Origin of the sequence: Bacillus fungorum, assembly GCF_002746455.1 — a bacterium.
Taxonomy (GTDB): Bacteria; Bacillota; Bacilli; order Bacillales; family Bacillaceae_G; genus Bacillus_A; species Bacillus_A fungorum.
The window spans coordinates 44,337-58,665 of record NZ_NWUW01000023.1 but is presented as its reverse complement, the minus strand read 5'-3'; the positions used below and the strand labels follow the sequence as shown (position 1 = coordinate 58,665).

At 37.2% G+C, this 14,329-nt stretch carries 12 protein-coding genes, 2 rRNA genes and 1 other annotated feature; all 14 genes read left to right on the top strand.

Translation table 11 applies throughout. The features are described from left to right. Positions 1-113, top strand: a 23S ribosomal RNA gene (locus CO726_RS23940); the annotation flags it as partial. A gap of 49 nt (positions 114-162) precedes the next feature. After that, positions 163-278, top strand: a 5S ribosomal RNA gene (gene rrf / locus CO726_RS23935). A gap of 207 nt (positions 279-485) precedes the next feature. Then, on the top strand, positions 486-947 hold the full coding sequence (ctsR, locus tag CO726_RS23930; RefSeq protein ID WP_001244563.1) for a transcriptional regulator CtsR: 462 nt from the start codon (positions 486-488) through the stop codon (positions 945-947). Between the two features lie 173 nt (positions 948-1,120). Continuing rightward, entirely contained in the window at positions 1,121-1,669 is a 549-nt protein-coding gene (gene mcsA / locus CO726_RS23925; protein WP_098759804.1) for a protein-arginine kinase activator protein McsA, read from the top strand. 4 nt (positions 1,670-1,673) lie between these two features. Beyond that, a complete protein-coding gene (gene mcsB / locus CO726_RS23920) occupies positions 1,674-2,738 on the top strand; it encodes a protein-arginine kinase McsB (protein WP_099685887.1) in 1,065 nt (354 codons plus the stop codon). A gap of 22 nt (positions 2,739-2,760) precedes the next feature. After that, positions 2,761-5,196 (top strand): ATP-dependent protease ATP-binding subunit ClpC, encoded by a 2,436-nt coding sequence (clpC, locus tag CO726_RS23915; RefSeq protein WP_000971179.1) that lies wholly within the window; start codon positions 2,761-2,763, stop codon positions 5,194-5,196. A gap of 96 nt (positions 5,197-5,292) precedes the next feature. Beyond that, positions 5,293-6,669 (top strand): DNA repair protein RadA, encoded by a 1,377-nt coding sequence (radA, locus tag CO726_RS23910; protein WP_001085212.1) that lies wholly within the window; start codon positions 5,293-5,295, stop codon positions 6,667-6,669. Between the two features lie 3 nt (positions 6,670-6,672). Then, entirely contained in the window at positions 6,673-7,746 is a 1,074-nt protein-coding gene (gene disA, locus CO726_RS23905) for a DNA integrity scanning diadenylate cyclase DisA (protein WP_098759801.1), read from the top strand. Between the two features lie 159 nt (positions 7,747-7,905). Further along, positions 7,906-9,015 carry a PIN/TRAM domain-containing protein gene (locus tag CO726_RS23900; protein ID WP_048526358.1) on the top strand — a complete coding sequence of 370 codons (1,110 nt, stop codon included), beginning with the start codon at positions 7,906-7,908 and terminating at the stop codon, positions 9,013-9,015. A gap of 16 nt (positions 9,016-9,031) precedes the next feature. Further along, entirely contained in the window at positions 9,032-9,712 is a 681-nt protein-coding gene (gene ispD, locus CO726_RS23895) for a 2-C-methyl-D-erythritol 4-phosphate cytidylyltransferase (protein WP_099685886.1), read from the top strand. A gap of 115 nt (positions 9,713-9,827) precedes the next feature. Further along, positions 9,828-10,304 carry a 2-C-methyl-D-erythritol 2,4-cyclodiphosphate synthase gene (gene ispF / locus CO726_RS23890; RefSeq protein ID WP_000488386.1) on the top strand — a complete coding sequence of 159 codons (477 nt, stop codon included), beginning with the start codon at positions 9,828-9,830 and terminating at the stop codon, positions 10,302-10,304. An 89-nt stretch (positions 10,305-10,393) separates the two neighbouring features. After that, positions 10,394-11,851 carry a glutamate--tRNA ligase gene (gene gltX, locus CO726_RS23885; RefSeq protein WP_099685885.1) on the top strand — a complete coding sequence of 486 codons (1,458 nt, stop codon included), beginning with the start codon at positions 10,394-10,396 and terminating at the stop codon, positions 11,849-11,851. Positions 11,852-11,898: 47 nt separating this feature from the next. Next, positions 11,899-12,145, top strand: a binding site (T-box leader). Between the two features lie 139 nt (positions 12,146-12,284). Continuing rightward, complete coding sequence (gene cysE, locus CO726_RS23880; RefSeq protein WP_000476500.1) at positions 12,285-12,950, top strand: serine O-acetyltransferase; 666 nt, start codon at positions 12,285-12,287, stop codon at positions 12,948-12,950. Continuing rightward, positions 12,931-14,328, top strand: a complete 1,398-nt coding sequence (gene cysS, locus CO726_RS23875) for a cysteine--tRNA ligase (protein ID WP_099685883.1) — start codon at positions 12,931-12,933, stop codon at positions 14,326-14,328. The genes cysE and cysS overlap by 20 nt, the downstream gene beginning before the upstream one ends. The last annotated feature ends 1 nt before the right edge of the window (position 14,329 follow it).

Genomic DNA, 14,329 nt, shown 5'->3' with positions numbered 1-14,329 from the left:
CCCATAGCGTAAGCTAGTAAGATCCCTGAAAGATGATCAGGTTGATAGGTTCGAGGTGGAAGCATGGTGACATGTGGAGCTGACGAATACTAATAGATCGAGGACTTAACCATATAATATGTAGCAAATGTTATCTAGTTTTGAAGGAATATGCCTTCATAGTTTGGTGATGATGGCAGAGAGGTCACACCCGTTCCCATACCGAACACGGAAGTTAAGCTCTCTAGCGCCGATGGTAGTTGGGACCTTGTCCCTGTGAGAGTAGGACGTCGCCAAGCAATTAAACACGAGTCAAATGACTCGTGTTTTTTCGTGTTTTCTTTTATAATCCATAGTAATTAAAAAATGTGTTTAAATAATTATTATTTTGATTAAATATAGGGGAATATGGCTAGGATAGTAAATAAGCAAAAGAGTTGCAAATTTTATTAATACGTATATAATTAAAGTCAAAGATAGTCAAAGTCAATAAAGGTGGCGGATAAATGAGAAATATATCTGATATCATTGAGCAATATCTAAAGCAAGTTATTGACTTAAGTAATAATAATGTGATTGAAATCAAAAGAAATGAGATTGCGGATCGATTCGAGTGCGTACCATCTCAAATCAATTATGTAATCAATACCCGTTTTACATTAGAAAGAGGATTTGTAGTAGAAAGTAAACGTGGTGGAGGAGGTTACATTCGCATTATAAAAGTCAAACTGCATGACGATATAGACATTATTGATCAAATGCTTCATATGATTGATCATAGCGTTGCACAAGGGAATGCAGAGAGTATGATTATACGTTTAATAGAAGAGGGAATCATAACAAACCGTGAAGCCAAACTCATGTTAAGCGTACTAGATCGTTCTGTATTATCAATGGATGTTCCTTCTCGAGATGAACTTAGGGCTCGAATATTATGCGCAATGTTAAGAACACTGAAATATAAATAAATACAACTTTTGTAGAAGAATAATAACTAAGAGATAAGGCAGTTAAATATTGTAGAGGTTTTGAAAAAAGAACACGCACTTTTATTTAAATGAATAAAGGAAAGTGAACAATCTAGTAATGTATGAAAAGTACTATGAGATAGATCGTTCCTGTTGTAAAGGTGGGGATAGTGATGACTTGTCAAAACTGTAATATAAGACCAGCAACTTTACATTATACAAAAGTAATCAACGAAAAGAAGGCGGAAGTTCATCTTTGTGAGCAATGTGCAGAACAAAGTGGCTATACGTCTTTCTTTCAATCATCGCAGTCTAACTTTTCATTCCATGATTTATTTGCTGGGTTATTACACGGTGAATCAACAATGTTTGAAGAAGGAAAAAACGGGTTTTCGAATACAAGTGTATTGAGATGCCCGGATTGTAAGATGACATATGAACAATTTACAAAGGTGGGACGCTTTGGATGTGCTTCTTGTTACGGTACATTTAAGGAACATTTAAAGCCATTATTAAAACGTCTTCACGGTGGGCATACAGATCATTGTGGAAAAATTCCGGAGCGTATAGAAGGAAATATTCACTTAAAGAAAGAATTAGATGAACTAAAACTCATTTTGAAACAATCCGTACAGAAAGAGGAATTTGAGAAAGCTGCTGAAGTAAGGGATAAAATTAGAAATCTTGAAACTCAGCTTAGTGAGCATAGAGAGGGGGAATAGTTCTATGTCACTGGACAACATTATGAATGAAGCGATTAGTCCATGGATGAAGGGTGATGGCCCTGATTCTGATATTGTTTTAAGTAGTCGAATTCGTTTGGCTCGTAATTTTAAAAAATATCAATTCTCTACTATGCAAAACGAAGAAGAAGCTAAACAGATTCATGAATTATTTAAAAAGGAATTTATAAATAAAACAGTAGAAACTTATGGAGAGTTTGAACTATTAAAAATGAATGAATTAACCCCTCTTCAAAGGAGAGTATTAGTTGAAAAGCATTTAATTAGCCCTAACCTTGCAGGAACAGAATATGGAGCATGTCTATTGTCAGAAAGCGAACATATTAGTGTTATGCTTAATGAAGAAGACCATATTCGGATTCAGTGCTTATTTTCAGGGTTGCAATTATCAGAGGCCCTTCACAGTGCCAATCAAATAGATAATTGGATAGAGAAAGAGGTTGAATATGCTTTTGATGAATCACTTGGATATATTACGAGTTGTCCTACTAACGTTGGTACAGGATTAAGGGCTTCTGTAATGATTCACTTACCGGGGCTGGTCTTAACGAAAAGAATTAGTCGTATTATACAAGTAATTCAAAAATTAGGGTTAGTAGTAAGAGGAATATACGGTGAAGGTAGCGAAGCGTTAGGTAATATATTTCAAGTGTCAAACCAAATGACATTAGGAAAATCTGAAGAAGATATTATTACAGATTTAAAGAGTGTCATTCAACAAATCATACAGCAAGAAAAAATGGCTAGAGAATTAATCGTACAAAATTCAAGTATTGAACTTGAAGATAAAGTTTATCGCTCTTATGGCATACTAGCCAACAGTCGTTTAATTCAATCTGCGGAAGCAGCCAATTGCTTATCAGATTTACGACTTGGTATTGATTTAGGATATATAAAAGGTATATCGAGAAATATTTTGACTGAGCTAATGGTTCTTACACAACCAGGCATTTTACAACAATATGCTGGAGGACCTTTAGGGCCAGAAGAAAGAGATTATCGAAGAGCAACCTTAATCCGTGAGCGATTACGTATTGAAAAAAACTAAGCGCAAGTAGGAGGCGATTTCTATGATGTTTGGAAGATTTACAGAAAGAGCACAGAAAGTATTAGCTTTATCTCAAGAGGAAGCAATTCGTATTGGGCATAATAATATTGGAACAGAACATATTTTACTTGGGCTTGTACGCGAAGGTGAAGGAATTGCAGCAAAAGCGTTAATTGCTCTTGGGTTAAGTCCAGAGAAAGTTCAAAAAGAGGTAGAAGCGTTAATTGGACGCGGAACAGAAGCTTCTCAAACTGTACATTATACACCGCGTGCTAAAAAGGTTATTGAGTTGTCTATGGATGAAGCTCGTAAATTAGGTCATTCTTACGTTGGAACAGAACATATCTTACTTGGTTTAATCCGTGAAGGTGAAGGTGTAGCAGCACGTGTTTTAAATAACTTAGGTGTTAGCCTAAATAAGGCAAGACAACAAGTATTGCAACTTCTTGGAAGTAATGAAGCAAGTTCAGGCCACCAAGGTGGTTCTTCAACAAATGCAAATACACCAACATTGGATAGCCTAGCACGTGATTTAACAGTTGTTGCACGTGAAAATCGTTTAGACCCTGTTATTGGGCGCGGTAAAGAAATTCAGCGTGTAATTGAAGTGTTAAGCCGTAGAACAAAAAACAATCCTGTATTAATTGGGGAGCCTGGTGTAGGTAAAACAGCAATCGCAGAAGGATTAGCACAACAAATCGTAAATAATGAAGTTCCTGAAACTTTAAGAGATAAGCGCGTTATGACACTAGATATGGGTACAGTGGTAGCTGGAACAAAATATCGTGGTGAATTTGAAGATCGTTTGAAGAAAGTAATGGATGAAATCCGTCAAGCAGGAAATATCATTCTATTTATTGATGAACTTCATACATTAATTGGTGCAGGTGGAGCAGAAGGTGCCATTGATGCATCGAACATTTTAAAACCATCTTTAGCTCGTGGGGAATTACAATGTATTGGGGCGACAACGTTAGATGAATATCGCAAATATATTGAAAAAGACGCGGCTTTAGAGAGACGTTTCCAACCAATTCACGTTGATGAGCCAAGTTTAGACGAATCAACTCAAATCTTGAAAGGTTTACGTGATCGCTATGAGGCACATCACCGTGTATCTATTACAGATGATGCAATTGATGCAGCTGTAAAGCTTTCAGATCGTTATATTACAGATCGTTTCTTACCAGATAAAGCGATTGATTTAATTGATGAAGCTGCTTCAAAGGTTCGCTTACGCTCTTATACAACACCACCAAATCTAAAAGAGCTTGAAGTGAAGCTTGAGGAAATTAGAAAAGAAAAAGATGCAGCTGTACAAAGTCAAGAATTTGAAAAAGCTGCTTCCTTACGTGATATGGAACAACGCTTACGTGAGAAATTAGAAGATACGAAGCGTCAATGGAAAGAGCAACAAGGAAAAGAAAACTCAGAAGTGACAGTAGAAGATATTGCAAATGTCGTTTCTACGTGGACTCGTATCCCGGTTTCTAAACTTGCACAAACAGAGACTGATAAATTATTAAACTTAGAATCCATTCTTCACGATCGTGTTATTGGTCAAGATGAAGCAGTAGTAGCTGTAGCAAAAGCTGTTCGTCGTGCTAGAGCAGGATTGAAAGATCCGAAACGTCCGATTGGTTCATTTATTTTCTTAGGACCAACAGGTGTAGGTAAGACGGAGCTAGCAAGAGCGTTAGCAGAATCTATGTTTGGTGATGAGGATGCAATGATTCGCATCGACATGTCTGAGTACATGGAGAAGCATTCTACTTCTCGTTTAGTTGGATCTCCTCCAGGATATGTTGGATATGAAGAAGGTGGGCAATTAACAGAAAAAGTTCGCCGTAAGCCATATTCAGTTGTCCTATTAGACGAAGTAGAGAAAGCTCATCCTGATGTGTTTAACATTTTACTACAAGTATTAGAAGATGGTCGCTTAACAGATTCTAAAGGGCGTACAGTTGATTTCCGTAATACAATTGTTATTATGACATCTAATGTTGGTGCAGAGGCGTTAAAACGTAATAAACATCTTGGATTTAACGTACAAGATGAGAGTCGCGATTATTCAGATATGAAAGGTAAAGTAATGGATGAACTGAAAAAGGCGTTTCGTCCAGAATTCTTAAACCGTATTGATGAAATTATCGTGTTCCATATGCTTGAGAAAAAACACATTCAAGAGATTGTAACGCTTATGGTGAATCAGTTAGTAAATCGCTTAAAAGAACAAGAAATTGAATTGCATTTAACAGAAGGAGCGATTTCAGCTATTGCTGATAAAGGATTTGACCGAGAGTACGGTGCGCGCCCGCTTCGTAGAGCAATTCAGAAACATGTAGAAGATAGACTATCGGAAGAACTTTTAAAAGGTGCTATTGAGAAAGGACAAAAAGTTATCTTTGATGTTGAAGGAGAATCATTTGTCATTCATAGTGCTGAAAAGGTAAAATAAGTATAGACAAACTAAGAGGGCTACGAGATAGCCCTCTTTCTTGTACGAGAAGGATAAACTGTTTATAGATGAAAGTGAAGTGAAATATAAAACGATATGGCTAAAAAGAAAACAAAATTTACATGTCAAGAGTGTGGTTATCAGTCACCAAAATATATGGGGAAATGCCCTGGATGTGGCCAATGGAATACGCTTGTTGAAGAGATGGAGCCGGTTGTATCATCAAGGCGCCTTAATTATGCCAATGCAATTCAAACTGAAGTAACAAAACCAAGACGTCTAACAGAAGTGGAAACAAAGTCTGAGGCGCGTATTGAAACGAAATTTCAAGAATTTAACCGTGTACTTGGTGGTGGGATTGTAGATGGGTCCTTAGTACTCATAGGTGGAGACCCTGGGATTGGAAAATCAACGTTACTATTACAGATATCATCGCAATTAGCAGATTCTTCATATGATGTACTATATATATCGGGTGAAGAATCAGCAAAACAGATTAAACTGCGTGCGGATCGTTTACATGTAAATGGTAGTAATCTATTTGTTGTATCAGAGACGGATTTACAACGAATTGCAACACACATTGAAGAGGTGAACCCAGCCTTTGTTGTTATTGATTCCATCCAAACAATACATTTACCTGAGGTAACGTCAGCACCGGGAAGTGTGGCGCAAGTACGTGAATGTACAGCAGAATTAATGAAACTTGCAAAAACGAAAGGAATCCCTATTTTTATCGTTGGACATGTGACGAAAGAGGGTGCAATTGCAGGACCTCGTATGTTAGAACATATGGTCGATGCAGTTCTTTACTTTGAAGGAGATCGTCATCATACATATCGTATTTTGCGAGCTGTGAAGAATCGTTTTGGTTCTACGAATGAAATGGGTATTTTTGAAATGAAAGAACTTGGTCTTGCAGAAGTCTTAAACCCTTCTGAAATTTTCCTTGAGGAAAGACCGGTTGGGGTTGCAGGATCAACGGTGGTTGCCTCAATGGAAGGGACAAGACCGGTTTTAGTAGAAATACAAGCATTAATCTCCCCTACTAGTTTTGGAAATCCTCGAAGAATGGCAACGGGAATTGACCATAACCGTGTATCGCTTATTATGGCGGTGCTAGAAAAAAGAACAGGTTTATTATTGCAAAATCAAGACGCATATTTAAAAGTAGCAGGTGGTTTGAAGTTAGATGAACCAGCAATTGATTTAGCTGTGGCTTTAAGTATAGCTTCAAGTTTTAGAGATAAATCTACGGCACCAACCGATGCAGTAATAGGAGAAGTGGGATTAACTGGAGAAATAAGAAGAGTATCAAGAATTGAACAACGTGTACAAGAAGCAGCTAAATTAGGATTTCAACGCGCTATTATTCCTAGGAAAAATTTAGGAGGATGGACAATTCCAGATGGGATTGAGGTAGTAGGTGTATCCAATTTAGGAGAAGCGCTTCGTTTGACATTAGGAGGCTAGGCTATGGAAGAAAACAAGCAACGTGTCAAAAGTATGATTAATATTTTACAGCTCGTGGCCCCGGGAACACCACTGCGCGAAGGAATAGATAATGTGCTTCGCGCACAAACAGGGGGATTAATTGTTCTTGGATATAATGAGCAGATAAAAAGTATTGTTGATGGAGGGTTTCATATTAATTGTGCATTTTCTCCTGCTAGTTTATATGAGTTAGCAAAAATGGATGGAGCACTTATTTTAAATGAAACTGGAAGTAAAATTTTAATTGCGAATGCACAGTTAGTGCCAGAGTCATCTATCGACTCTATTGAGACAGGGATGCGCCACCGAACGGCAGAGCGTGTAGCAAAGCAAACAGGTAGTCTTGTTGTGGCTATTTCACAAAGACGTAACGTAATTACGCTATATCAAGGGAATTTACGGTATACACTAAAAGATATAGGTGTTATTTTAACAAAGGCAAACCAAGCTATTCAAACGTTAGAAAAATATAAGGCTGTATGGAATGATGGGATTACGAATTTGGGCATTCTAGAATTTGAAGAGGTCGTTACAATGTCCGAGGTAGTTCACGTTTTACATAGTGTTGAAATGGTGTTGCGTATTAAAAATGAAATATTGAGCTATATTCATGAGCTAGGAACAGAAGGTAGGCTAATACGTCTACAACTTACAGAGCTACTAGCTGATTTAGAGGCAGAGGCAGCGTTATTAATTAAGGATTATCACCAGGAGAAAACGCAAGATCATCATCAAATTTTGAAAAAGTTACAAGATCTTGCAAATACACAACTTCTAGAGGATAGCGATTTAGTTAAATTGCTTGGATACCCGGGACAAACGAGTTTAGAAGAAACTGTAACACCGAGAGGATACAGAATCACAAGCAAAATTTCGCGTGTTCCACCACTTATCATTGAAAATTTAATTAATCGATTTAAAACGTTGCAAGGCGTTTGCCGTGCAACTATTAATGAATTGGATGATGTGGAAGGAATTGGAGAAGTCAGGGCGAAGAAAATACGAGAAGGCCTAAAAAGAATTCAAGAGCATCTCTATATGAGTAGACACAATTAAGAATATTACATTGATTCCATAATATAACGACACTAGAACACTTTTGGTATATGATATGATATATTGGTAAATAAAACTATTTATAAAAAACACGTCCGCTTTTGCATTCGGCGTTTTGATTAGCGAAACAATGGTTAATAATGAGTAGGAGGTGGTTGGATGTTAAAACGGATTGTACAGCTCTTCTTTCTAGTAATCGGGGGAGCGTTAGGGATTTACTTAATCCCAAAAGTTATTAATGTATTAGACATCGGTGCCGTTCCTTTACTGGAAGGATCGTATGCTCGTGCAATTATTGGTGCAATTATTTTATTTTTAACAACATTTTGGCTTGTAGATTATATTGTTCAACTTATTAAGCATATTGAAGAGGCTCTTGTAAAGGCGCCTGTAGCAGATGTTTTATTTGGTACATTAGGTTTAATCTCTGGCCTTATTGTTGCATATTTAATTTTAATACCAATTCGTGAATTTACAATTCCAGTTATTAGTACAGTGTTGCAAGTGTTCTTTACTCTTTTACTAGGATATTTAGGATTCCAAGTAGGATTTAAAAAGAGGAATGAATTGCTAGGATTATTTACATTACCACAACGTGGTAAGAAGAAAAATAATAATAGTGAGAATGAAGAAACTGAAACTGAGGTAGAAGAATCTACAACTCATTGGAAAATTCTCGATACGAGTGTAATTATCGATGGACGTATTGCTGATATTTGCCAAACGAAGTTTTTAGAAGGAACAATTGTGATCCCACAATTCGTGTTAGAAGAACTTCAGCACATTGCCGATTCTTCTGATGCTTTAAAGCGTAATCGTGGTCGCAGAGGATTAGATATTTTAAATCGTATTCAAAAAGAGATGCCGATTCCGGTAGAAATTTATGAAGGCGATTTCGATGATATTCAAGAAGTGGATAGCAAACTTGTAAAGTTGGCAAAAATCACTGGTGGAACTGTAGTAACGAATGATTTCAACTTAAACAAAGTTTCTGAATTACAAGGGGTAACAGTGTTAAACATTAACGATTTAGCTAATGCGATTAAACCTGTTGTACTCCCAGGTGAAGAACTAAGCGTTTATGTTGTAAAAGATGGGAAAGAACAAAATCAAGGTGTTGCATATTTAGATGATGGCACAATGATTGTAGTAGAAGATGGTAGGGAATACGTAGGTTCACAACTCGATGTACTTGTAACTAGTGTGTTACAAACATCGGCTGGTCGTATGATTTTCGCCAAACGTAAATTATTAGAAAAAGCATTATAAGTAGAGGATTATTAATATGTATACATTAATTATTCCAGCAGCTGGTCAAGGAAAGCGTATGGGTGCTGGCAAAAATAAGTTGTTCTTACTTATTAATGAAGTACCGATTATTGTGCATACGTTACGTGCTTTTGAAAAGGATAAAGCATGTAAAAATATTATCATGGCAATTAACGAAGAAGAAAGCCCTTATTTTGAAGAGCTAATGCAGAAGTATCCAGTTGAAAAGCCAGTACAATTTATTCAGGGTGGAGCTGAAAGACAAGATAGTGTGTATAACGCGATTCAGCATACGAGTGATGTTGAGTATGTTCTTGTACATGACGGTGCGCGCCCGTTCGTAACAAATAAAGTGATTCAAGATGTATTAACTGCAGCAGAAAAATATGGGGCTTCCATTTGTGCGGTGCCAGTGAAAGATACCGTTAAGAAAGTACAGCAGGGTGTTGTTGTCGAAACGGTAGAAAGATCTCAGCTTAAAGCTGTACAAACACCGCAAGGGTTCTCTGTTTCTCTTTTGCTAGAAGCTCATAGAAGTGCGAAGCAGAGTTGTTTCCTTGGTACAGATGATGCAAGTCTCGTGGAACGTATCGGGAAGCAAGTAGGTGTAGTAGAGGGGAGTTACTATAATATTAAAGTGACGACTCCAGAGGATTTACTAATTGCTGAAAGCTTTCTTCACGTTCAAAAGAAATGATAGTAATGATTATAGCGAAGAAAAGCTCGGCAAAGGCCGGGCTTTTCTTTATAGGGATAGCGATATAATATAGAGTCATAAAGCTCAGTAGTTTAGCTTGAGGAGGATGTAAAGAATGTTTCGAATTGGACAAGGTTTTGACGTACATGAATTTGCGGAAGGTAGACCGTTAATTATCGGTGGAATTACAATTCCTCATGAGAAAGGATTGATCGGTCACTCGGATGCAGATGTATTGTTACATACGATCGCAGACGCATGTTTAGGTGCAATTGCAGCAGGGGATATCGGAAAACATTTCCCTGACACAGATCCTGCCTTTAAAGATGCGGATTCAGCTGTATTGTTACAGAAGGTTTGGGAATTTGTACGTGAACAAGGTTATGAGCTAGGGAACCTAGATTGTACAATTATCGCCCAAAAGCCGAAAATGGCACCGCATATTGAAAGTATGCGTAAACGCATTAGCGAACTATTAGAAACGTCTATTGATAATATCAATGTAAAGGCAACAACAACAGAAAAATTAGGATTTACAGGTAGGGAAGAAGGAATTGCTTCTCAAGCAGTTGTTTTATTACAGAAAAAATAATGGTTTTTAATTCGTAAGATGGATAATCACATTTTTTTGGTGTACAATTATAGAATGTGTTGACATTAAGAATGGAAGGTGTACCAATTATGGAAAAGCAAGTGAGAGTGCGCTATGCGCCAAGTCCAACAGGACACTTACATATCGGAAATGCGCGTACGGCATTATTTAATTATTTATTTGCTCGTCATCAAGATGGTAAGTTTATTATTCGTATTGAAGATACTGATGTAAAACGTAATGTTGCTGGTGGAGAAGAAAGCCAATTAAAATACTTGAAATGGCTCGGTATGGACTGGGATGAAGGTGTTGATGTTGGTGGTGAATTTGGACCATATCGTCAAACAGAGCGTTTAGATATGTATAAAAAATTATATGAAGATTTATTAGAGCGTGGTTTAGCTTACAAATGTTATATGACAGAAGAAGAGCTAGAAGCAGAACGTGAAGGGCAAATCGCTCGTGGTGAAACACCTCGTTACGCAGGTAACCACCGTGATTTAACTGAAGCACAAGTGAAAGAATTTGAAGCTGAGGGGCGTATTCCAAGTATTCGTTTCCGTGTACCAGCTGACCGTGATTACACATTTAAAGATATTGTAAAAGATGAAGTTGCATTCCATTCAAATGATTTCGGTGATTTCGTTATCGTGAAAAAAGATGGAATTCCAACTTATAACTTTGCGGTAGCAGTAGATGATCACTTAATGGAAATTACACACGTACTTCGTGGTGATGATCATATTTCAAACACGCCAAAACAGATGATGATTTATGAAGCTTTCGGTTGGGATATTCCGCAATTTGGTCATATGACTTTAATTGTAAACGAAAGCCGTAAAAAATTAAGTAAGCGTGATGAATCTATTATTCAATTTATTGAGCAATATAAAGAGCTTGGATATCTTCCAGAAGCAATCTTTAACTTTATTGCACTACTAGGTTGGTCGCCAGTAGGAGAAGAAGAAATCTTCTCTCAAGAAGAGTTTATCAAAATGTTCGATGCAGCTCGTTTATCAAAATCACCTGCATTATTTGATTCTCAAAAACTAAAATGGATGAACAACCAATATATGAAAAAGCAAGATTTAGATACGGTGGTAGAATTGAGCTTACCGCATCTAGTGAAAGCTGGACGTATAGGCGAAACTCTAAGTGAACAAGAACAAGCTTGGATTCGTGATGTAATTGCGTTATATCATGAGCAAATGAGTTTTGGAGCTGAAATTGTAGAGCTTTCTGAAATGTTCTTCAAAGATCATGTTGATCATGAAGAAGAAGGACAAGAAGTATTAAAAGGTGAACAAGTACCAGAAGTACTTCGTGCATTTGCTGGTCAAGTAGAAGCACTAGAAGCGATGGAGCCAGCAGCAATTAAGGCGGCTATTAAAGCAGTCCAAAAGGAAACAGGTCATAAAGGTAAAAATTTATTTATGCCAATCCGTGTTGCAACTACTGGTCAAACACATGGCCCAGAACTTCCTAATGCTATTGCACTTCTTGGAAAAGAAAAAGTTTTAAATCGTCTTCAAAAAGTAATTGGTTAACATTTTCTAGGTTTAGAAATATAATAAGTATACTTAAAACCTAATAAGGAAAAGCGACGAGAAGGAGAAGTAGAAAATCAGGCTTTTTACAGAGAGAACCACCTTTAGGCTGGAAGTGGTTTATAAGCGGATTTTTGAAATGCCCCTTCGAGTCTTCTGCTGAACAGCAAATTGTTTTGCGAAACGTCTTAGGGCGTAAAGTAAGCAGAAGCGGTGTACACCGTTATCAGAGATGAGTTTGAGGCTTTTTTTAGCCTAAACAGAGTGGAACCGCGCTTATAAGGCGTCTCTGTCAATATGACAGAGGCGTCTTTTTTTATACCGTAAAAATGGGTATGAGTATAAGTTTTATCCCCGTGTATAAAGATTTAGGGGGATAAGTAGGGAGTTTAGTTCACTCGAAAAAGCAGCCCATAAAGGGGAGGGAACGTCGATGTTTAAGAGGCTTCGGGAAGATATTGAAGTCGTTTTTGAACAGGATCCAGCGGCAAGAAGTTATTTCGAAGTCATTTTGACTTACTCTGGATTACATGCAGTTTGGGCCCATCGAATTGCACATGCTTTTTATAAAAAGAATTTCTTCTTTATTGCACGTTGGATCTCACAAGTTAGTCGTTTCTTTACTGGCATTGAGATTCATCCAGGAGCAACAATTGGTCGTCGTTTTTTCATAGACCATGGAATGGGGGTTGTAATTGGAGAAACGTGCGAAATTGGTGATAATGTAACGATCTATCAAGGGGTTACATTAGGTGGTACGGGTAAAGAAAAGGGAAAGAGGCACCCTACAATTCAGGATAATGTATTAATTGCAACAGGTGCTAAAGTGCTAGGTTCTATTACAGTTGGAGAGAATTCTAAAATTGGAGCAGGGTCTGTCGTATTAAAAGAAGTCCCTGCACATTCTACAGTTGTAGGTATACCTGGCCGAGTCGTTATTCAAAATGGAGTGAAGATCGGTCAAGAATTAAATCATTCTGATCTTCCCGACCCAATTTTTGATAAATTAAAGGTCATGGAAGTAGAACTTGATAAATTGAAAAAACAACTTGAAGTAAAGGTAGAAAGGAAGGATAAAAATGACTATTCACATTTATAATACGTTAACACGTCAAAAGGAAGAGTTTACTCCATTAGAAGAAAATAAGGTAAAGATGTATGTGTGCGGACCTACAGTTTATAACTATATTCACATTGGGAATGCAAGACCACCTATGGTATTTGATACGGTACGCCGTTATTTAGAATATAAAGGGTATGATGTGCAGTACGTATCTAACTTTACTGACGTAGATGATAAATTAATTAAAGCGGCAAATGAATTAGGTGAAGATGTGCCGACAATAGCTGACCGTTTCGTTGAAGCGTACTTTGAAGATGTAACGGCACTAGGTTGCAAACATGCAACGGTTCATCCTCGTGTAACGGAAAATATGGATACCATTATTGAATTTATTCAGGAACTTGTGAATAAAGGATATGCATATGAATCAGAAGGTGATGTGTACTTTAGAACGAAGGAATTCGAAGGGTACGGTAAATTATCGCATCAACCAATCGCAGAATTACGTCACGGTGCGCGTATTGAAGTAGGAGAAAAGAAACAAGACCCTCTTGATTTTGCTTTATGGAAAGCTGCGAAAGAAGGAGAAATCTTCTGGGAAAGCCCTTGGGGTAAAGGTCGTCCAGGCTGGCATATTGAATGCTCGGCAATGGCGCGTAAATACTTAGGGGATACAATCGATATTCATGCTGGTGGTCAAGACTTGGCATTTCCTCATCATGAGAATGAAATTGCGCAGTCTGAGGCGTTAACAGGAAAAACATTTGCACGTTATTGGATGCACAATGGATATATTAATATTAATAATGAGAAGATGTCTAAGTCACTTGGGAACTTCATTTTGGTTCACGATATTATTAAGCAATATGATCCACAGTTAATTAGATTCTTTATGCTATCAGTACATTACCGTCACCCAATTAATTTCAGTGAAGAGTTATTACAAAGTACAAATAACGGACTGGAAAGAATTAAAACGGCTTACGGTAACTTAAAACACCGTATGGAAAGTAGTACGGATTTAACAGACCATAATGAGAAATGGTTAGCTGAGCTGGAAAAATTCCAGACTGCATTTGAAGAAGCAATGAATGATGACTTCAACACTGCTAATGCAATCACTGAATTATATAATGTAGCAAATCATGCAAATCAATATTTACTGGAAGAGCATACGTCTAAAGTGGTAATTGAAGCATATGTAAAACAACTTGAAACATTATTTGATATTTTAGGGTTAGAATTGGCACAAGACGAGTTGCTTGATGAAGAAATTGAGGCACTTATTCAAAAACGAATTGAAGCTCGTAAAAATCGTGATTTTGCATTATCAGATAAAATTCGCGATGATTTAAAAGACCGTAATATTATTTTAGAAGATACCGCTCAAGGTACAAGATGGAAAAGAGGATAAG

Excerpts from the sequence above, each read along its gene's own strand:
- mcsB (WP_099685887.1), top strand. The coding sequence starts at position 1,674 with ATGTCACTGGACAACATTATGAATGAAGCGATTAGTCCATGGATGAAG.
- cysS (WP_099685883.1), top strand. The coding sequence starts at position 12,931 with ATGACTATTCACATTTATAATACGTTAACACGTCAAAAGGAAGAGTTT.
- CO726_RS23900 (WP_048526358.1), top strand. The coding sequence starts at position 7,906 with ATGTTAAAACGGATTGTACAGCTCTTCTTTCTAGTAATCGGGGGAGCG.
- ispD (WP_099685886.1), top strand. The coding sequence starts at position 9,032 with ATGTATACATTAATTATTCCAGCAGCTGGTCAAGGAAAGCGTATGGGT.
- mcsA (WP_098759804.1), top strand. The coding sequence starts at position 1,121 with ATGACTTGTCAAAACTGTAATATAAGACCAGCAACTTTACATTATACA.
- clpC (WP_000971179.1), top strand. The coding sequence starts at position 2,761 with ATGATGTTTGGAAGATTTACAGAAAGAGCACAGAAAGTATTAGCTTTA.
- cysE (WP_000476500.1), top strand. The coding sequence starts at position 12,285 with ATGTTTAAGAGGCTTCGGGAAGATATTGAAGTCGTTTTTGAACAGGAT.
- radA (WP_001085212.1), top strand. The coding sequence starts at position 5,293 with ATGGCTAAAAAGAAAACAAAATTTACATGTCAAGAGTGTGGTTATCAG.
- gltX (WP_099685885.1), top strand. The coding sequence starts at position 10,394 with ATGGAAAAGCAAGTGAGAGTGCGCTATGCGCCAAGTCCAACAGGACAC.
- ispF (WP_000488386.1), top strand. The coding sequence starts at position 9,828 with ATGTTTCGAATTGGACAAGGTTTTGACGTACATGAATTTGCGGAAGGT.
- ctsR (WP_001244563.1), top strand. The coding sequence starts at position 486 with ATGAGAAATATATCTGATATCATTGAGCAATATCTAAAGCAAGTTATT.
- disA (WP_098759801.1), top strand. The coding sequence starts at position 6,673 with ATGGAAGAAAACAAGCAACGTGTCAAAAGTATGATTAATATTTTACAG.